This is a genomic window from Pseudonocardia sp. EC080619-01, assembly GCF_001420995.1.
Classification (GTDB): Bacteria; Actinomycetota; Actinomycetes; order Mycobacteriales; family Pseudonocardiaceae; genus Pseudonocardia.
In genome coordinates, this window is sequence record NZ_CP012184.1 from 1289404 (window position 1) to 1307664 (window position 18261).

Consider the following 18261-nt stretch of genomic DNA (forward strand, 5'->3'; position numbering starts at 1 on the left):
ATGGCACCCCGGCAACGGTGGGCTCCCCCAGCAACCCGGTCGCCGACCCAGCGACGCGCCGGGCACCGCTGCGTCGGTGGGGCGCACGGCCGGCCCCGGCGACGGGTACGCCCTGCACCGCGACGGCCGAGGCCGGCGGACACGGTGTGCCGCTCGAGGGGCGCGGTGCACCGCCCGACGGCCCGGCACGAGCGCGAGCGTCCGGTGCGCCAGGGCCCGGCACCGGCGCGCGGGTCAGGTGCGCGGCGTGCGGGGTCTCGGCTGGCAGCGCGGGCAGGTGAAGGACGAGCGGTTCATGAACGCGTCCCGCCGGATCGGCGTGCCGCAGCGCGGGCAGGCCCGGTCCACCTGTCCGTAGACGTTCAGGGACCGGTCGAAGTACCCCGACGCCCCGTTGACGTTGACGTACAGCGCGTCGAACGAGGTCCCGCCCTGGGCGAGCGCCGCGGTCATGACGGTGGTGGCCGCGTCGAGCACGGCGTGCCCCTGCGCCCGGGTGAGCTTCTCGGTGGGCCGCAGGCCGTGCAGTCTCGCCCGCCAGAGGGCCTCGTCGGCGTAGATGTTGCCGATGCCCGAGACCACGGTCTGGTCCAGCAGCGCCCGCTTGACCTCGGTCCGCCTGCGGCGCAGCGCGGCGACGGTGTCGTCGGCGGAGAAGGCCGGGTCCATCGGGTCGCGCGCGATGTGCGCGACCGGCTCGGGCAGCAGGCCCCCGCCGGACGCCGGGGCGAGCGGATGGACCGACAGCCCGCCGAACGTGCGCTGGTCGACGAAGCGCAGCTCGGGACCGTCGTCGTCGAAGCGGAGGCGGACCCGCAGGTGCTTCTCGTCGGGCTCGGCCGGATTTTCGACGAGCATCTGGCCGGACATCCCGAGGTGCGCGAGGAGCGCGTCGTCCCCGGCCTCGGCCGTGTCGAGTTCGAGCCACAGGTACTTGCCACGGCGGGCGGCCGCACGCAGCGTCCGCCCGGTCAGCCGGGCGGTGAAGTCCGCCGAGCCGGTGGGATGCCGCCGGACGGCCCGCGGGTGCAGCACCTCGACGGCGGCGACCCGGCGGTCCAGGACGTGGTCGGCGAGGCCCCGGCGGACGACCTCGACCTCGGGGAGCTCCGGCATCTAGTGCGTGGAGCCGGTGCTCTCGGCCGACAGGGTGCGCCAGGCGAGCTCGGCGGCCTTCTGCTCGGCTTCCTTCTTGGTGCGGCCCGCCCCGCTGCCGAGGTCACGGCCCCCGACGACGGCGGTCGCGGTGAACACCTTGAGGTGGTCCGGGCCCTCCTCGTCGATCCGGTACTCGGGCACGCCGTGCCCTCCGGCCGCGGTGAGCTCCTGCAGGCTGGTCTTCCAGTCGAGACCGGCGCCGAGCAGCGGCGCACTGTGCAGCAGGTCGGCGAACAGCCGGTGGACGAGCTCGCGGGAGGGCTCCAGCCCGTGCTGCAGGTAGACGGCGCCGAGCAGGGCCTCGGTGGCGTCTGCCAGGATGCTGGCCTTCGACCGGCCACCGGTCAGTTCCTCGCCGCGTCCCAGGTACAGGTAGGCGCCGAGACCGTCGGACGACTCACCGGGAGTGGGCAGCGCCACGGCGACGCCCGCCAGCGCGTGCATGTTGACGACGCTGGCCCGCAGCTTCGCGAGCTGCCCCTCGGGGAGGTCCGGGTGGTCCCGGTAGAGCCGTTCGGTGATCACGATGGACAGCACCGAGTCGCCCAGGAACTCCAGGCGCTCGTTGGTGGGCAGTCCACCGTGCTCGTAGGCGTACGAGCGGTGGGTGAGCGCGAGGGTCAGCAGCTCCTCGTCCAGCTCGACCCCGAGTGCGGACAGCAGAGGAGACCGGTCCGTCACCGGACCGGTCACGCTCTTGTCACCCACTACCGGATCAGGCCGGGCTGGTGACCTGCCGGCCGTCGTACTGACCGCAGGTCGGGCAGGCGATGTGCTGGAGCTTCGGCTCGCGGCACGCGCGGTTCGAGCACGCGACGAGGTTCGGCGCAGTGGCCTTCCACTGCGACCGGCGCGCACGCGTGTTGGACCGCGACATCCGGCGCTTGGGGACGGCCATGATGACACTCCTCGGTACTTCGAACGATCAGGTCTTCCCACCGGGAGCGGGCTCCGCGTGGAGCCCCCGCTCAGTCGGTGGAGGGCAGGCGCTCCTTGAGCGCCGCCCAACGAGGATCCAGTGTCTCATGCCCGTGATCCTGCGGGAGATCGGCCCACCTCTCGCCACAGACGTCGCACAGGCCCGGGCAGTCGGGCCTGCACAGCGGCGCCATCGGGAGATCGGTGACGACGGCGTCGCGCACGGTCTGGGTGATGTCGATCCGGTCGTCGACCAGCCGCGGGATCTCGTCGGCGTCGGTGGTCTCCTCGGTGACCGAGTCCGGGTAGGCGAACAGCTCGCCGATCCGGACCGCGACGTCGTCGCCGATCGGGTCGAGGCACCGGGAGCACTCGCCCTCCAGCCGCGCAGCGGCCGTGCCGGAGACGTAGACGCCCTCGGTGACCGACTCCAGGGAGAGGTCGAGGTCGACCTCCGAGTCCTCGGGGACGGCGATGACGCCGGCCAGGCCGATGGCGGCGTCGCCCGACGGGGCGGGCACCGTGCGCTGGACGGTGCGCTGTGTGCCGGGCCGCCGGGCCAGCTCGCGGGTGCTGAACACCCACGGGTTCTCGTCGGGACGGTCTCCGGGCGTGCGATGCGTGCTCATGACCCGGACCAGCGTACGCGCACCGATCAACCCGCCGGTCGCGCGTCGAACGCGTCGGCGACGAGGGCACCGAGCTCGAGGAACGCGTCCGACGTCGCGGGGCGCAGCCGGGCCGGGTCGATCCGGCCGCCGGTGGCCAGGTGCGGGTCGTGCGGGACCGGGACGACGCCGCGCACCCGGCTCCGGAAGTGCTCGAGGACCCGGTCGGCGTCGACCTCGGCGCTGTGCCGGTCGCAGGACAGCACCACGACCGCGTCCGCCGCGAGGCCGGCGTGCCCGTGCGCGACCAGCCAGTCCAGTGTCCTGCTCGCCCGCCCGGCGCCGTCGACGGTGGGGGCGCCGACCACGACGACCGAGTCGGCGCGGGCGAGGGTCCCCTCCATCGCGGAGTGGACCAGCCCGGTGCCCGAGTCGGTGACGATGATGTTGAAGAACCGGCCGAGCAGGTCGCAGACGCGCTCGTACTCGTCGCGGCGGAACGCGTCGCCCGCGGCCGGGTCCTGCTCGGAGGAGAGGACCTGCAGCCGGCCCGCGAGGCTGGTGTACCGGGAGACGTCGGTCCAGGTCCCGACGGACTCCAGGTCGTCGAGCAGCTCCCGGACGGTGACCCGTGAGTCGCCGGTCAACCGGTCGGCGAGGGTCCCGGCGTCCGGGTTCGCGTCGAGGACGACGGCCCGGTCACCACGGTGCTCGGCCAGGGCCAGCCCGAGGCAGGCGGACACGGTCGTCTTCCCGACGCCGCCCTTGACCGACATGACCGCGACCCGGTGCGCGCCGGGCAGCGGCCCGCGGATGCGGGTCAGCAGGGCGTCGCGCCGCTCCTCGGCGTCGCTCGGTCCCGGGTTGACCCGGCCGCCGGTCACGTCGTGCAGCATCCGGCGCCAGCCGGTGCGGGGCCGTTCGGCGCGCGGCCGCAGCACCTCGGCCTCGCGCAGGTCGGGCCGCGCCGGAGCGGGCGGGTACGACGGCGGGTCGACCGGTCGGGTCGTCACGGGGCTTCCTTCCAGCCGGTGTCCGTAGCGCTCCCACCAGGTCGTCGGATCGGGCTCGGGCCGGCGCGCCATGGAGCGGAAGAGTAGTACGCCGTTCGGCGCAGCGGGACGGATTCGCCGGGTCTCAGCCGGCCGCGCGTGCGGCCCGCCGGGTCGCGCCCGGCGTCTCCCCGACGACGGCCCGGTAGCGACGGGTGAAGTGGGCCTGGTCGGCGTACCCGAGGTCGGCGGCCAGCGCGGCCAGGTCCGCGCCGGGGTCCTCGCGCAACGTGGTCGCGGCCGACTGCAGCCGCCGGCAGTCGATCAGCCACAGCGGGGTCAGCCCGACGTGCGCGCGGACCAGACGTTCGAGGGTGCGCGGCGCGACCCCGGTCGCGTCGGCGAGCTGGTCGGCGCGGACGAGGTCGGTCCGCTCCTCGGCGAGCGCGCAGGCCCGGTTGACCAGCAGCCCCGCGTCGGTGACGCGGTCCGCGTACGGCCCGAGCCAGTCCCGCACGACGGCGGCGACCGCCCGGTCCGGCTCGGAACCGTGCACCGCGGCCGTCAGCTCCGCGACCGGTGCGCCGGGGAACGGCTCCTCGGCGCCGGTCAGCGCGGCCGGTGCGGTCGTGGTGAGCACCGGCGCCGCGGCCGGGCGGAGCAGCACGCCGGCCACCCAGGAACGGCCGGCGAGCTCCCGGGTGCCGACGACGGCCCGCGGCCCGTACAGGGACGCCCCGACCGGACCGGTGACCAGGTTGAACGACGGGTACTGCAGCACCCGCTGGGTCACGGTGCGGCCGTGCGGCACGGTCCAGCGGGCGACCCAGACCCAGCGGACGAGCGCGTCGAGACCGGCCGGGAACCGGGACAGCGCCACCTCCGGTGCGCCCGGGTTCAGGTGTCCCCGCGACTCGACCATCCGCCCCTCCCCACCCGTGACGCCGACGCTGTCGGGAATCTTCAAGCACGCAGCGGGTACGGGCGGCAGGCTGGTCCGTATGACGAACACCACCACCGCCGCCACCGGCGAGCACACCACCGAGGGCCGCCCGAACTCGCACACCTCGCTGACACCGCACCTGGTGGCGTCCCCCGCCCGCGAGGCGGTCGAACTGTACTCCGCGGCGTTCGGCGCACGGGTCGTCTCGATCACGGAGATGGGTGGGCTGATCGGGCACGCCGAGCTGGCGCTGCCGTCCGGGCGGTTCACCGTCAGCGACGCGATGCCGTGCTACGGCCTGGTCTCCGCCGAGCCGGGCGACCAGCCGGTGAGCCTGTCGCTCGCGGTCTACGTGCCGGACGCCGAGGCCGCCGTCGCCGTCCTGACCGCGGCGGGGTCGACCATCCGGGAACCGCTGACGACCTTCGTGTCCGGGGACCTGTTCGCCTCGGTAGTCGACCCGTACGGCGTGCGGTGGGCCGTGATGACGCGGGTGGAGGACCTCTCGCCCGCCGAGAGCGAGCGCCGGGTCGCGGAGTGGGCGGCCGCCCAGGCCTGAGCCGGCCCGCTCAGTCGATGAGATCCATCCCGGTACCGGACCGGCCGCCGTTCTGCGCGTAACCGGACTCGTAGCCGGGGTCGTACTGCCCGCCGCGCCAGAGCTGGCTGCGGCCCCGCCCGACGACGCCGAGCGCGTTGTTCAGCGTCGTCTCCAGCTCGCCGAGGGTGGTGTCGACGTAGTCGTCGCACTCGCGGCGGAGCCGGTCGCTCTCGGCGTGGGCGGCGTCGACGACGCGGCCGGCCTCGGCGTGCGAGGCGCGGACGACCTCGGCCTGCGACAGGAGCCGGGTCTGTTCGTTCTGCCCGTCGGCGACGAGGCGGTCGTGCGCGGCCCGCCCGGCGTGCCCCATCCGCTCGGCCTCGTCGCGGGCCCGGTCGGTGAGCTCCGAGTACTGCCTGCGCCCCTCGGCGACGGCGCGTTCGGCCTCGTGCCGGGCCTCGGCGAGGGTCTGCGCGGCCTCCTCCTGGGCCTCGGCGACGAGCCGCTCGGCCTCGGTGCGCGCGTTCTGCAGGGTCTCCTCGGCCTCGGAGTTCGCGGCGGACCGGGTCTCCTCGGCCTCCCGCTCGGCCTCGGAGACGACCTCGTCGCGGCGGTCGAGGACGTCCTGGGCGTCGTCCATCTCGCCGGGGATCGCCTCGCGCACGTCGTCGAGGAGCTCCAGCACGTCGCCACGCGGGACGACGCAGTTGGACGTCATCGGGACGCTGCGCGCCTCCTCGACGATCGTCACCAGCGCGTCCAGCGACTCGAAGACCCGGTACACGCGAGGGATCATCGCACCGCCGACCTGTACCGGGCGTTCTTACCGGCCACTCCCGCGTGTCAAGTTCCGGACGGGTGACCCCCACACATGTGAACGCGAACCCTGCGGCTCAACCCTGCAGGCGCTCGACCAGCCGGGCGTGGATGCTCGGCGGCAGGAACGGCGTCACGTCGCCGCCGCCGCGGGCGACCTCCTTGACGAGCGAGCTCGACACGTAGACCTGGCCCGGCGCCCCGGGCAGGAACAGCGTCTCGACGCCGGTGAGGTGCCGGTTCATGTGCGCCATCGGGAGCTCATAGTCGTAGTCGGTGGCGCCGCGGAGGCCCTTCACCAGTGCCTGGGCGCCCCGCTCGCGGCAGTAGTCGACGACGAGCCCGGAGAACGACTCGACCCGCACGCCGGGGAGGTCGGAGGTGATCTCCTCCAGCATCGCGACCCGCTCGTCGACCTCGAACATGCCCTGCTTGCGCGGGTTGACCAGGATCGCGACGAAGACCTCGTCGAACAGTCCCGCGGTCCGCGCGATCACGTCGAGGTGACCGACCGTCGGCGGGTCGTAGGAACCGGGGCACACCGCACGACGCACGACCGACATGCGGCGGAACCTATCAGCCGGTGATCATCGCTCCGGGCGTCCTACCGGGCCCGCGGACCGTCGGGATCCGACACGGCCCCGGTGTGCCGGGCGTGGTGCAGGACGGTGTCGCCGTACCGGCGCGACCGTCCGGGCTCGAACCCGGCGGGCCAGGCGAAGTCGCCGGAACCCTTGGCGCGCTCGACGACCACCACCGCGTCGCCGGCGAGCCAGCCGTTGCCCGCCGCGGCCGTGAGCCAGCCGGCGATCTCGGCGTCGCCGACGGCGTAGGGCGGGTCGACCAGCACGACGTCGAACGTCCGCGGTGCGGGCCCGGCGAGCACGGTCCCGGCCCGGCCGGCGACGACGCGGCCGCCGAGCCCGACGGACCCGACGTTGCGCCGCAGCACCCCCGCCGCACGCTTGTCGGCCTCGACGAACACCGCGTCGGCCGCGCCGCGGGACAGCGCCTCGAGCCCGAGCGCCCCGGACCCGGCACAGACGTCCAGGACGGCCGCGCCGCCGAGCCCCGGGTCGTGGTCGAGCGCGGAGAACAGGGCCTCCCGCACCCGGTCGGACGTGGGCCGGGTGCCCGACGGCGGCACGTCCAGCCGTCGCCCGCCCGCGGCCCCCGCGATCACCCTCGTCACGTGTTCATGGTGCCTCCGGCACTCATGAGTGGTTGCCTCGGCCCTGACCGAATGAACCACTCACGAGCGCCGGAGGCGCCTACCGCAGCTCGACGAGCAGGTCGCCGCCCTCGACCTGCTGGACGTCGCCGATCGCGAGGCGGGACACGGTGCCGGCGCGGTGGGTGGTGATCGAGGCCTCCATCTTCATCGCCTCGATCGTGGCCACGGTCTGGCCGGCGTCGACGGTGTCGCCCTCGGCGACCTGGAGCGTGACGACGCCGGCGAACGGGGCGGCGACGTGGCCGTCGTTCGACTTGTCGGCCTTCTCCGCGGCCTTGACCTCGGTCGCGACGGACTCGTCGCGCACCGAGACCGGGCGGATCTGCCCGTTCAGGGTGGTGAGCAGGGTGCGGTAGCCGCGCTCGTCGGGCTCGGAGACCGCTTCCAGCTCGATCAGCAGCGTCACGCCGGGCTCGAGCTCCACCGTGTGCTCGAGGTCCTCCTCCAGGCCGTAGAAGAAGTCCTTCGTCGAGAGCACCGAGGTGTTGCCGTAGTGCTCTCGGTGCGCGTCGAAGTCCTTCGTCGGGCCGGGGAACAGCAGCCGGTTCAGCGTGCGGCGGCGCTCGTCACGGAGCCCGCGACGGTCCTCGATGGACAGTTCCGCCCTCTCCGCCTCGGGGCTGCGGCCCTCCAGGGCACGGGTCCGGAACGGCTCGGGCCAGCCCGCCGGGGGCTCACCCAGCTCGCCGCGCAGGAACCCGATCACCGAGTCCGGCACGTCGAACGACGCCGGGTCCTTCTCGAAGTCCGCCGCGTCGACCCCGGCGCCGACGAGGTGCAGGGCGAGGTCGCCCACGACCTTCGACGACGGCGTCACCTTCACCAGCCGCCCCAGCATCCGGTCCGCCGCCGCGTAACAGTCCTCGATCAGCTCGAACCGGTCGCCCAGGCCGAGCGCGATGGCCTGCTGACGCAGGTTGGACAGCTGCCCACCCGGGATCTCGTGGTGATAGACCCGGCCGGTGGGGCTGGCGAGCCCGGACTCGAAGGGGGCGTAGACCTTCCGCACCGCCTCCCAGTACGGCTCCATGTCCCCCACCGCCTGCAACGACAACCCCGTCGCCCGCTCGGTGTGATCGGTCGCCGCCACCAACGCCGACAACGACGGCTGCGACGTCGTCCCCGCCATCGACGCCACCGCACCGTCCACCGCATCGACCCCCGCATCGATCGCCGCGGTCAACGTCGCCAACTGCCCACCCGCCGTGTCATGGGTGTGCAGATGCACCGGCAGATCGAACCGCTCCCGCAACGCCGACACCAACGTCCGCGCCGCCGGGGGCCGCAACAACCCCGCCATGTCCTTGATCGCCAGCACGTGCGCACCGGCGTCGACGATCTGCTCGGCGAGGCGCAGGTAGTAGTCGAGGGTGTAGAGCTTCTCGCCGGGATCCGACAGATCCGCGGTGTAGCAGAGCGCGACCTCGGCCAGCGCGGTGCCGGTGCTGCGGACGGCGTCGATCGCCGGACGCATCTGCGACACGTCGTTGAGCGCATCGAAGATCCGGAAGATGTCCATCCCCGTCGCCGCGGCCTCGGCGACGAACGCGTCGGTCACCTCCGTCGGGTACGGGGTGTAGCCCACCGTGTTGCGGCCGCGCAGCAGCATCTGTGTGCAGATGTTCGGGGCAGCGGCCTTGATCGCGGCGAGCCGCTCCCACGGATCCTCGGCCAGGAACCGCAGTGCGACGTCGTAGGTCGCTCCGCCCCAGCACTCGAGGGAGAGCAGCTCGGGCATCGTGCGAGCGACGTACGGCGCGACCGCGACGAGGTCGCGGGTACGCACCCGGGTGGCCAGCAGCGACTGGTGTGCGTCCCGGAACGTGGTGTCGGTGACCGCCACCGCGGACTGCCCCCGCAGCCGGGCCGCGAACCCCTCCGGACCCAGCTCCCGCAACAGCTGCGCCGACCCGTCCGCCACCGGCGCGTCGAGGTCCACCTCCAGCGGCAGCTTGTCGACCGGCTCGACGACGACGGGGCGGTCACCGTTCGGCTTGTTCACCGTCGTCTCGCCGAGGAACTGCAGGATCCGCGAGCCCCGGTCGGCGGACGGGCGGGCCTTGAGCAGGTGCGGGCGTTCCTCGATGAAGCTGGTGGTGACCCGGCCGGCCTTGAAGTCGTCGTCCTCGAGGACGGCGGCGAGGAACGGCAGGTTCGTCGCGACGCCACGGATCCGGAACTCGGCGATGGCGCGGCGGGCCCGGCGGGCGGCGTTGGTGAAGTCGTGGCCGTGGCAGGTGAGCTTGACCAGCATGGAGTCGAAGTGCGCCGACACCTCGGCTCCGACGTGCACGGTGCCGCCGTCGAGCCGCACGCCGGGGCCGCCCGGGGAGCGGTACACCGAGATCGTCCCGACGTCCGGGCGGAACTCGTTGGCCGGGTCCTCGGTGGTGATGCGGGTCTGCATCGCCGTGCCGGTCAGCGTGATCGCGTCCTGGGTCAGCGCGAGCTCGGGCAGCGTCATCCCGGACGCGATCCGCAGCTGGGCGATGACCAGGTCCCGGTCGGTGACCTGCTCGGTCACCGTGTGCTCGACCTGGATCCGCGGGTTCATCTCGATGAAGTGGTGCTTGCCGCGCTCGTCGAGCAGGAACTCCACGGTGCCCGCGTTGACGTAGCCGATCTGGCGCGCGAAGTTGACCGCGTCGGCGCAGATGGCGTCGCGGACCTCGGGATCGAGGTTCGGCGCCGGGGCGATCTCGACGACCTTCTGGTGGCGGCGCTGCACCGAGCAGTCCCGCTCGTAGAGATGCACGACGTTGCCGTCGGCGTCGGCGAGGATCTGGACCTCGATGTGGCGCGGGTTCACCACGGCCTGCTCGAGAAACACGGTCGGATCGCCGAACGCGGACTCGGCCTCGCGCATCGCCGCCTCGATCGCCTCACGCAGCGCGCCCGGCTCCTGGACCCGGCGCATACCGCGCCCGCCACCCCCGGCGACGGCCTTGACGAAGATCGGGAAGTCGATGTTCTCCGAGGCCGCGAGCAGCTCGTCGACGTCCGACGACGGGTCCGACGACTCCAGCACCGGGACGCCGGCCTCGCGGGCCGCGGCGACGGCTCGGAACTTGTTGCCGGTCAGGTGGAGCACCTCGGTCGGCGGGCCGACGAAGGTGATGCCCTCCTCGCGGCAGGCGCGGGCCAGGTCCGGGTTCTCGGACATGAAGCCGTAGCCCGGGTAGACGGCGTCCGCGCCGGCCTTCTTCGCGGCGCGGACGACCTCGTCGACCGACAGGTACGCGCGGACCGGATGGCCCTGCTCACCGATCCGGTACGACTCGTCCGCCTTGGCACGGTGCAAGGAGTTGCGATCCTCGTACGGGAAGACGGCCACCGTCGACACGCCCAGCTCGAAGGCCGCCCGGAACGCCCGGATCGCGATCTCACCCCGGTTGGCCACCAGAACCTTGCGGAACATCTGTCTCCTCATCCTGTTCGGCGTCGAGACCCGGGACCGCGGGGTTTCCGCAGACCGGACGCGTGATCCTGGCACGTGGGACGTGGGCCCACCACCGCACGACCACGTGGCGGGACCCCCCCGGCACCGCCACCCGTACGGCCCGCACCGCGACCCGGCGGGTTCCGGTAGCAAGGAGGTATGACGCGGAGCACCCACCACCGGCACGGCGGCCGGTACGGCCGTGGCGGGCACCGGCACGGCCCCGGCGGGGTCGCGCACCGGGGCGCGCGGGTGCACCACGGGGCCGCCCGGTACGACCACCGGCGGGAACGGCGGTTGCGCCGCCGCGGCGGCCCCGTCCGTCCGGTGGCGGCGGTCGCGCTCGTGTCGGGTGCGGTGCTCCTCACGGGAACGGCGGTGGCGGTGGTGGTCACGGTGGTCGCGCAGATCCTGGCGATCCTGCTCGTCGGCCTGGTCGTGGCCGGGACGTGGACCTGGCTGAAAGGTGCGGTACGACGCCCGGAGGCCGGCCCCGTGACAGCGGTCCCGGCCGCCGCGGTGACGGCCGAGGAGGCGTGGCGCCGGGCGCGTGCCGACTTCCAGCGGGTGCGGGCCGAGTTCGCCGAGCACGAGACCGACCCGATGGCGGTGCTGCACCGGCCCGCGCTGTCCGACGTCGCCGTCGGGAGCACGGCGCGGTTCGTCGACGCGTTCGCCGCCGCGCAGGCACTCGACACCGACGGCTACCCCGGCGAACCGTTCGGCGGCACCTACGTCCGGGCGGTCGAGCAGGCCCGCCGGGCCTGGCGGGCCGCGGTCGAGGCGGCGGACCGGATCCGGCTGTCCGGCCTCTCCGCGGAGGAGCGGCGCACCGTCGAACGGGTCGTCAAGCTCCTGACGACGGCGCGGGACTCGGACTCCGAGCCGGAACGGCTGGCCGCCTACTCCCGCGCGCGCAGCGAGCTGGACCGGCTCGACCGCGCCGGGGTGATCCACCTGCCGCGACCGGCCCGCGCCCATCTGGACGCGCGGGCCCGGGGCGAGCTGCCCGGGACATGAGCCCGGTCAGGCCTTGTCCAGGTAGGCGGCCCGCTCCTCGTCGCCGAGGGTCTCGCCGACGAGATCGCGCAGGCGCGGGTGCCCGCCGAGGTCCGGGTCGCGGTCGACCAGGTCCCGGGCGTAGAGCTGCGCCTTCGCGATGACGTCGCCGTGCCGCAGGAGCGACAGCAGTTTCAGCCCCGAGCGGGACCCGGACTGGCTGGCACCGAGCACGTCGCCCTCGCGGCGCAGCTCCAGGTCGAGCCGGGCGAGCTCGAAGCCGTCGGTGGTGCCGGCCACCGCGTCGAGCCGCTCCCGCGCGGTGGTGGCGGCCGGCATCTCGGTGACCAGCAGGCACAGGCCGGCGGCGCTGCCCCGGCCGACGCGGCCGCGCAGCTGGTGCAGCTGGGACAGGCCGAACCGGTCGGCGTCGAGGAGCACGATCCCGGTCGCGTTCGGCACGTCGACGCCGACCTCGATGACCGTCGTCGCCACCAGGACATCGAGCTCGGCGCGCTCGAAGGCCCGCATCACCGCGTCCTTCTCGTCCGCCGGGAGCTTGCCGTGCAGGATCCCGATCCGCAGCCCCCCGAGCTTCTCGGTGATCATCGGGGCGATGTCGAGGACCGCCAGCGGGGGGCGCCGCTCGGACTCCCCCTCCTCCGGCGGCGGCTCCTCCAGCTCCGGATCCTCCTTCTCGGTGTCCCCGACCCGCGGGCACACGACGTAGCACTGGTGGCCGCGCTCGACCTCCTCCTGGATCCGCTGCCACACGCGCTCGATCCAGCCGGGGTGCTCGGACAGCGGGACGACCGTCGTCGTCACCGGGGACCGGCCGCGGGGCAGGCCCTTGAGCTCGGAGACGGCGAGATCGCCGTACACCGTCATCGCGACCGTGCGCGGGATCGGCGTCGCGGTCATGACCAGCATGTGCGGGGCGCGCTCGCCGCGGGCCCGCAGCGCGTCGCGCTGCTCGACCCCGAACCGGTGCTGCTCGTCGACGACGACCAGCCCGAGATCGGCGAACCCGACCGTGTCCTGGATCAGCGCGTGGGTCCCGACGACGATCCCGGCCGCGCCGGACTGCGCGTCCAGCAGCGCCTGACGCCGGGCCTTCACCCCCATCGAACCGGTGAGCAGGGTGATCGAGGTGGCGCCGTCGGTGGCGTCGAGCTCACCGGCGCGCCCGAGGGCGCCGAGCATCCCGCGCAGCGAGCGGGCGTGCTGGGCGGCGAGCACCTCGGTGGGCGCGAGCATCGCGGCCTGCTTGCCGGCGTCGACGACCTGCAGCATCGCCCGTAGCGCGACGATCGTCTTGCCGGCGCCCACGTCGCCCTGGACCAGCCGGTTCATCGGGTGCTCGGCACCGAGGTCCGCGGCGATCTCCTCGCCCACGGCCTCCTGGCCGTCGGTGAGCGGGAACGGCAGGTCGGCGTCGAACGCGGCGAGCAGGCCCCCCTCGGTGCGCGGGCACACCGGCGCGGGCCGGGCGACCGCGGCCTGCCGGCGCAGTGCGAGCGCGAGCTGCACGCCGAGCGCCTCGTCCCACACCAGGCGGTGCCGGGCCGCGTGGATGTCGGCCTCGGCCTCCGGCACGTGGATCCGGCGCAGCGCCCGCCCCAGCTCGGTGAGCTGCTCGCGCTCGCGCAGCGCGTCGGGAAGCGGGTCGGTGGGGTCGTCGATCTGGTCGAGGACCTGGCGGACCGACCGCGCGATGGCCTGCGAGGTGACCTTGGCGTTCGCCGGGTAGACCGACAGGAACGGGCGCAGCGAGTCGGTCTCGTCGATCTCCTCGAACTGCGGGTGGGTGAGCTGCAGCCGCCGGTTGAACACACCGACCTTGCCGGAGAACACACCGACCGCCCCGGCCTTCACGAAGCCCTGCAGCTTCCAGCCGTTGAAGAAGGTGCAGTCCAGCTCGCCGCCCTTCTCGTCGCGGATGACGGCCTTCAACATCTTCCCGCGCCGGTTGCGCATGTCCCGCAGCTCCGCCTTCGCGACCTGTGCGACGACGGTCGCGTGCTCGCCGGCGACCAGCCCGGCGATGTCGGTGAGCCGGCCGCGGTCGACGTAGCGGCGCGGGTAGTGCCGCAGCAGGTCCCCGACCGTCTCCAGACCCAGCGGGGCCAGCGCCTCGGCGGCCTTGCGTCCCAGCGGCCCGTCCAGCCGGCTGTCCAGGTCGTACGCGTCCATCTACTCCACCCCCAGCACCAGCGGGAAGTCACTCTGCCCGCCCCGGTGCACCACCACGTCCACCTCCGGATGGGTACGCCGCAGGTCGTCGGCGAACCGCTCGCCCAGCCCGTCGCCGGCGGCCGAGCCGAGCAGCACGGTCACCAGCTCGCCACCCGGCGTGAGCATGCGATGAGCCAACCACAGCGCACCGACAGCGAGATCCGGGGCGATCAGCACCACCTCGCCGTCGGACAGGCCCAGCACCTCGCCCGGCCGGCACGGCCCGGCCCACGTGAGCGCTTCGGCCTCGGCGATCTGCAGCCCGCCGGTGCGGGTCCCCGCGGCGGCCTCCGCCATCGCGACGACGTCGTCGGACGCCCGCCGCGCCGGATCGTGCACCGCGAGCGCGGCCAGCCCCTGCAGCACCGACGACGACGGGACGACCACGACGTCGATCCCCTCCTCGCGGACCCGCGCGGCGGCGGTCTCGGCGAGGGTCCGGCGGTGCGCCGCGCACGGCAGCACGGCGACGTGCTCGGCGCCGGTGGCCCGGATCGCAGCGAGGACCTCGTCGACGGCCGGGTCCGGCTCGGCGACCAGGACGTCGCCGCCCGCCTGCCGCGCCAGTGCACCCGCCCCGGCGCTCTCGATCATCAGGAGGACGGCGCGGGCCCGGGTGGGCGCCTCGGCCGGGAGGGCTTCGATCCGGATCGACGACGGCCGCCCCGCCACCATCCCCGCCTCGACCGCGGGACCCGCCTCGGTGGTGTGCACGTGGACGGTGCAGCCGCCCGTGCCGTCGCCCGCGACGGTCACCGAGTCCCCGAGACCGCTCAGCCGCGCGCGCAGGGTCGCGAGCGCGTCCGCACCCGGGTCGGCGAGCCAGTAGGTGACCTCGTACACCGGCTGCGGCACCGGGCGCACGGGCTGCATCCCGTCCGCCGGACCGTGCGGCGCCCCTGCCGCCCGGTCCGGCACCGTGGCCCACCGGTGCGGTTCCCCGGCTGCTCCGTCCGGGACCCCGACCTCCTGGTCCGGCAGCAGGGCCCGCCGGTGCGGCGCGTCGGCCGGTGCCGGCGCTGCTCCGTCCGGTGCCCCGGCATTCCCGTTCGGTGGCGCGTCGGCTCCGCTCGGTGGCGAGCCTGCCCCGGCCGCGGCCCCACCCGGCGCCGTACCCGGCGGTGGCGGTGCCGGCTCGCCCCCGGTCGCGAGCACCAGCGCGTCGAGCACGGCGACGAGACCGAGGCCGCCCGCGTCGACCACTCCCGCGCGGACGAGTTCGGCGGGGCGGCCCACGGGCGTCGTCAGTGCCACCCGCGCGGCCTCCGCCGCGAGCCGAGCGCCTCCGGCGAGCCCCCCGGCGACCACACGCCCGCCGATGGCCCCGACCCCCTCGTTCCCATGGTTCGCACGGGTTCGCTCGCCTCGCACGGGATCGGCCCCCGTGCGGACGACGGGAACCCGTGCGGCGAGGGCGGACGCAGCGGCGTCGAGCACGGTCAGCGCCGTGCCGGGGCGGGGGACGGACACCGCGGCCGCGGCCAGGTCCGCCGCACGCCGGAGCGCCCCGGCGAGCACGGTCACCGCGTCCGGCACGCCCGCGACCGACGACGAGCCCGGCCGGGGCGCCGCCCCGGGTACCGAGCCACCGGCCACCGAGCCACCGGCCACCGAGCCACCGGCCACCGAGGCGCCGGGGACCGGGGCGCCGGGGACCGGGGCGCCGGGGACCGGGGCACCGTCCGGGCCACGACTCGCCGGACTCCCGTCCGCCGAAGACACGTCCACCCGGCCACCGGGCACCACGGCGCCGTCGCCCCGGGTGTCACGCCCCGCCCCGTCACGCCCCTCCCCCGCGTCCAGCTCCTCGGCCACCCCGCGGAACAGCTGCGAGAGGATCAGCCCCGAGTTGCCCCGGGCCCCCCGCACCGCCGCGGCGGCCAGCGCGGCCGCGGCCCGGGCGGGGCCGCCCTCCAGCGGCGCAGATGCCGCCGCACGTACCGTGAGCAGCAGGTTCGACCCGGTGTCGTGGTCCGCGACCGGGAAGACGTTGATCCGGTCGATCTCGGCCCGGCACTCGGCGAGCCGCGCGGCGGCGGCGTCGATCCAGCGGCGCAGCAGCGCGGGGTCGAACGGCGGGGCCACCCTGCCACCCTAGGTGCGCCGCACCGGTCCGGCGCTCCTGGCGGGCCCCCGCGGAGATCGCGGTACCCCCCTCGCTAGACTTGCAGACCGAGCCCCGGCACGCCCGGGCTTCGTGAACTGTTCGCCAACCCCTCGAGGAGTGTCCGACGTGGCTGCCGTCTGCGACGTCTGCGGCAAGGGTCCGGGCTTCGGCATGTCCGTCTCGCACTCGCACCGCCGTACCAACCGCCGCTGGAACCCGAACATCCAGACCGTTCGGGCCGCGATCAACGGTGGCAACCGCCGCCGCATCAACGCCTGCACCTCCTGCCTGAAGGCCGGGAAGGTCACCCGCGTCTGACGCGGTGCGTCCAGCGAGATCAGAACACCGACCGGCCCGGTTCCCGCGAGGGACCGGGCCGTCGTCGTGTCCGGGGCCGTGTCGGTAGCCGGTTCCTAGCCGAGGACGGCCCGCCACCAGCCCTTGCGCGACCCGCGGACGGTGAGGGAGCCCATCCCGACCTTGCCGTGCACCACGAGGTGCGGGCCGGATCCGGCGGGCGTCCCGGGGACCTTCGTCTTCACCTCGCCCCAGGACCCGCTGACGCCGTCGACGTCGGCGGTGCCGCCCTCGGGGAGGATCAGCACGATCTCCCCCATCCCGGTCGAGACCTCGACGTCGACGCGCGGCGGCATCCGCCGCACCTCGGACAGGTCGAGGTGGATGGTGCCCATGCTCGTCGTGAGCCGTAGCGCGGCAGGCACCTCCCAGTCACCGGTCCGCTTCACGGTGCCGGCCCCGGTGCGCAGGTGCACCCGGTCTTCGGAGCCCGCGGAACGGGCCGGTGCCGCGCCGGACGCCACCGACGGCGGCAGGCCGCCGGGCAGGTCCGCCAGCGGGGGACGCAGCTCGCTCGCGGTGCGGGCCGCGTAGACCGCGTCGAGGCGTTCCTCGAGCTCGGTCAGGGTGATGCGGCCCTCGCCCAGCGCGTCGTGCAGCCGCTTCGCGGCGGCTTCACGATCGGCGTCCGATATGCGCATCTCGCCCGAGTCGTCCACCCCGACGAGCCTAATGGTTCCGACCGTCAGGGAAGCTTCCAGTCGACCGGGTCGCCGCCGATCTCCTCCAGCAGGTCGTTCGCACGGCTGAACGGCCGGGACCCGAAGAACCCGCGGTCGGCCGACATCGGCGACGGGTGCGCCGACTCGACCAGCGGCACGTCCTCCAGCAGCGGGACGAGGTTGCGGGCGTCGCGGCCCCAGAGGATCGCCACCATCGGCTCGGCGTCGCGGGCGACCAGCGCCCGGATGGCCTGCTCGGTGACCTCCTCCCAGCCCTTGTTCCGGTGCGAGCCGGGCTCGCCGGGAGCGACGGTGAGGCACCGGTTGAGCAGCAGCACGCCCTGGTCGGTCCACGGCGTCAGGTCACCCGACGACGGCGCCGGGTGCCCGAGATCCTCCGTGTACTCCCGGAAGATGTTCTGCAGCGAGCGCGGTAGCGGGCGGGTCTCCTCGGCGACCGAGAACGACAGGCCGACGGCGTGCCCGGGCGTCGGGTACGGGTCCTGCCCGACGATCAGTACCCGGACGTCCTCGAAGGGCTGCTGGAACGCCCGCAGGACGTTCGCCCCCGCCGGCAGGTACCGGCGCCCCGCGGCGATCTCCGCCCGCAGGAACTCCCCCATCGAGGAGACCGTCTCGGCCACCGGCGCGAGCGCCTCCGCCCAGCCTGCCTCGACGACCTCGTGCAACGGCTTCGCGGCCATCAGTCCTCCAGCCTGCGCAGCTGCTCGCGGAACCGGCGGCCCCGGTCGACATAGGACTCCACCGAGTGCTTCCAGCGGTCCTCCGGCACCTCGTACCCGTCGCGGACCCGGGCCGGGACGCCGAGCGCCATCGCCCGGTCCGGGACCTCCGCACCGGGCGAGACGACCGCGCCGGCGGCGACGATCGCGCCCGCACCGACCGTCGAGCCGTTCAGCACGACCGATCCCGACGAGATCAGCGCCCGGTTCCCGATGGTCGCCGCCTCGATGTGCACGTTGTGACCGACGGTCACCTCGTCGCCGATGACGGTCGCCTGGCGCAGCGTGGTGTGGATGATCGAGCCGTCCTGGATGCTGGTGCGGGCGCCGACCTCGATCCGGCCGTCGTCGCCGCGCAGCACCGCGGTGGGCCACACGGTCGACTCCGGCCCGAGTGTCACGTTCCCGATCACGACGGCGTCCGGGTGGACGTAGGCGGTCGGGTGGATGTCCGGTTCGGCGTCACCGAGCGCGTACAGAGGCACACCCGCAGGGTACGAGTCCCGGAG

18 protein-coding genes are annotated in these 18261 nt (G+C 74.3%); 3 read left to right on the forward strand and 15 right to left on the reverse strand.

All coding sequences use genetic code 11. The features are described from left to right. Nucleotides 1-234: 234 nt before the first annotated feature. The 6 genes from mutM to AD017_RS05990 form a co-directional block, all read right to left on the reverse strand. The gene (gene mutM / locus AD017_RS05965; protein WP_060573382.1) at nucleotides 235-1116 is read right to left on the reverse strand and encodes a bifunctional DNA-formamidopyrimidine glycosylase/DNA-(apurinic or apyrimidinic site) lyase; all 882 of its coding nucleotides are present in this window, start codon (nucleotides 1114-1116) and stop codon (nucleotides 235-237) included. Then, nucleotides 1117-1866, reverse strand: a complete 750-nt coding sequence (rnc, locus tag AD017_RS05970; RefSeq protein ID WP_010232333.1) for a ribonuclease III — start codon at nucleotides 1864-1866, stop codon at nucleotides 1117-1119. A gap of 7 nt (nucleotides 1867-1873) precedes the next feature. After that, nucleotides 1874-2056 (reverse strand): 50S ribosomal protein L32, encoded by a 183-nt coding sequence (gene rpmF / locus AD017_RS05975; protein ID WP_010232332.1) that lies wholly within the window; start codon nucleotides 2054-2056, stop codon nucleotides 1874-1876. A gap of 70 nt (nucleotides 2057-2126) precedes the next feature. After that, a complete protein-coding gene (locus AD017_RS05980) occupies nucleotides 2127-2705 on the reverse strand; it encodes a DUF177 domain-containing protein (RefSeq protein WP_010232331.1) in 579 nt (192 codons plus the stop codon). A 26-nt stretch (nucleotides 2706-2731) separates the two neighbouring features. Then, nucleotides 2732-3697, reverse strand: coding sequence for a MinD/ParA family protein (locus tag AD017_RS05985; protein WP_060573384.1), 966 nt, complete (start codon nucleotides 3695-3697; stop codon nucleotides 2732-2734). 124 nt (nucleotides 3698-3821) lie between these two features. Continuing rightward, entirely contained in the window at nucleotides 3822-4643 is an 822-nt protein-coding gene (locus AD017_RS05990; RefSeq protein WP_227012673.1) for a helix-turn-helix domain-containing protein, read from the reverse strand. A 34-nt stretch (nucleotides 4644-4677) separates the two neighbouring features. Here AD017_RS05990 and AD017_RS33260 point away from each other — a divergent pair, with 34 nt between their 5' ends. Continuing rightward, the gene (locus AD017_RS33260; RefSeq protein ID WP_060573388.1) at nucleotides 4678-5178 is read left to right on the forward strand and encodes a glyoxalase/bleomycin resistance/extradiol dioxygenase family protein; all 501 of its coding nucleotides are present in this window, start codon (nucleotides 4678-4680) and stop codon (nucleotides 5176-5178) included. Between the two features lie 10 nt (nucleotides 5179-5188). Here the strand turns inward: AD017_RS33260 and AD017_RS06000 are convergent, their stop codons facing one another. The 4 genes from AD017_RS06000 to AD017_RS06015 form a co-directional block, all read right to left on the reverse strand. After that, complete coding sequence (locus AD017_RS06000) at nucleotides 5189-5956, reverse strand: DivIVA domain-containing protein (protein ID WP_139317045.1); 768 nt, start codon at nucleotides 5954-5956, stop codon at nucleotides 5189-5191. Nucleotides 5957-6053: 97 nt separating this feature from the next. Beyond that, nucleotides 6054-6539, reverse strand: coding sequence for a pantetheine-phosphate adenylyltransferase (gene coaD / locus AD017_RS06005; RefSeq protein WP_010232325.1), 486 nt, complete (start codon nucleotides 6537-6539; stop codon nucleotides 6054-6056). 41 nt (nucleotides 6540-6580) lie between these two features. Further along, nucleotides 6581-7168 (reverse strand): 16S rRNA (guanine(966)-N(2))-methyltransferase RsmD, encoded by a 588-nt coding sequence (rsmD, locus tag AD017_RS06010; RefSeq protein ID WP_145982671.1) that lies wholly within the window; start codon nucleotides 7166-7168, stop codon nucleotides 6581-6583. A gap of 79 nt (nucleotides 7169-7247) precedes the next feature. Beyond that, the gene (locus tag AD017_RS06015; RefSeq protein WP_060573390.1) at nucleotides 7248-10628 is read right to left on the reverse strand and encodes a pyruvate carboxylase; all 3381 of its coding nucleotides are present in this window, start codon (nucleotides 10626-10628) and stop codon (nucleotides 7248-7250) included. Between the two features lie 180 nt (nucleotides 10629-10808). Here AD017_RS06015 and AD017_RS06020 point away from each other — a divergent pair, with 180 nt between their 5' ends. Beyond that, the gene (locus AD017_RS06020; protein WP_060573392.1) at nucleotides 10809-11669 is read left to right on the forward strand and encodes a hypothetical protein; all 861 of its coding nucleotides are present in this window, start codon (nucleotides 10809-10811) and stop codon (nucleotides 11667-11669) included. Between the two features lie 6 nt (nucleotides 11670-11675). Here the strand turns inward: AD017_RS06020 and recG are convergent, their stop codons facing one another. Next, complete coding sequence (recG, locus tag AD017_RS06025) at nucleotides 11676-13841, reverse strand: ATP-dependent DNA helicase RecG (protein ID WP_060573393.1); 2166 nt, start codon at nucleotides 13839-13841, stop codon at nucleotides 11676-11678. Next, nucleotides 13842-15968 (reverse strand): DAK2 domain-containing protein, encoded by a 2127-nt coding sequence (locus AD017_RS36055; protein WP_060573395.1) that lies wholly within the window; start codon nucleotides 15966-15968, stop codon nucleotides 13842-13844. 148 nt (nucleotides 15969-16116) lie between these two features. Here AD017_RS36055 and rpmB point away from each other — a divergent pair, with 148 nt between their 5' ends. Continuing rightward, nucleotides 16117-16308: a 50S ribosomal protein L28 gene (rpmB, locus tag AD017_RS06035; RefSeq protein ID WP_010239613.1), complete on the forward strand. Its 192-nt coding sequence runs from the start codon at nucleotides 16117-16119 to the stop codon at nucleotides 16306-16308. A gap of 95 nt (nucleotides 16309-16403) precedes the next feature. Here the strand turns inward: rpmB and AD017_RS06040 are convergent, their stop codons facing one another. From AD017_RS06040 to AD017_RS06050, 3 genes are read right to left on the reverse strand one after another with little or no spacing between them, the layout of a single operon-like run. Further along, on the reverse strand, nucleotides 16404-16988 hold the full coding sequence (locus AD017_RS06040; protein ID WP_050802497.1) for a DUF1707 domain-containing protein: 585 nt from the start codon (nucleotides 16986-16988) through the stop codon (nucleotides 16404-16406). 44 nt (nucleotides 16989-17032) lie between these two features. Beyond that, nucleotides 17033-17713, reverse strand: a complete 681-nt coding sequence (locus AD017_RS06045; RefSeq protein ID WP_010239597.1) for a uracil-DNA glycosylase — start codon at nucleotides 17711-17713, stop codon at nucleotides 17033-17035. Then, nucleotides 17713-18237: a gamma carbonic anhydrase family protein gene (locus AD017_RS06050; RefSeq protein WP_010239594.1), complete on the reverse strand. Its 525-nt coding sequence runs from the start codon at nucleotides 18235-18237 to the stop codon at nucleotides 17713-17715. The genes AD017_RS06045 and AD017_RS06050 overlap by 1 nt, the downstream gene beginning before the upstream one ends. Nucleotides 18238-18261: the final 24 nt, after the last annotated feature.

Coding starts and splice junctions, on each gene's coding strand:
- mutM (WP_060573382.1), bottom strand. CDS start 1,116: ATGCCGGAGCTCCCCGAGGTCGAGGTCGTCCGCCGGGGCCTCGCCGAC.
- rpmF (WP_010232332.1), bottom strand. CDS start 2,056: ATGGCCGTCCCCAAGCGCCGGATGTCGCGGTCCAACACGCGTGCGCGC.
- AD017_RS05980 (WP_010232331.1), bottom strand. CDS start 2,705: ATGAGCACGCATCGCACGCCCGGAGACCGTCCCGACGAGAACCCGTGG.
- AD017_RS33260 (WP_060573388.1), top strand. CDS start 4,678: ATGACGAACACCACCACCGCCGCCACCGGCGAGCACACCACCGAGGGC.
- AD017_RS06000 (WP_139317045.1), bottom strand. CDS start 5,956: ATGATCCCTCGCGTGTACCGGGTCTTCGAGTCGCTGGACGCGCTGGTG.
- coaD (WP_010232325.1), bottom strand. CDS start 6,539: ATGTCGGTCGTGCGTCGTGCGGTGTGCCCCGGTTCCTACGACCCGCCG.
- AD017_RS06015 (WP_060573390.1), bottom strand. CDS start 10,628: ATGTTCCGCAAGGTTCTGGTGGCCAACCGGGGTGAGATCGCGATCCGG.
- AD017_RS06020 (WP_060573392.1), top strand. CDS start 10,809: ATGACGCGGAGCACCCACCACCGGCACGGCGGCCGGTACGGCCGTGGC.
- recG (WP_060573393.1), bottom strand. CDS start 13,841: ATGGACGCGTACGACCTGGACAGCCGGCTGGACGGGCCGCTGGGACGC.
- AD017_RS06040 (WP_050802497.1), bottom strand. CDS start 16,988: ATGCGCATATCGGACGCCGATCGTGAAGCCGCCGCGAAGCGGCTGCAC.
- AD017_RS06045 (WP_010239597.1), bottom strand. CDS start 17,713: ATGGCCGCGAAGCCGTTGCACGAGGTCGTCGAGGCAGGCTGGGCGGAG.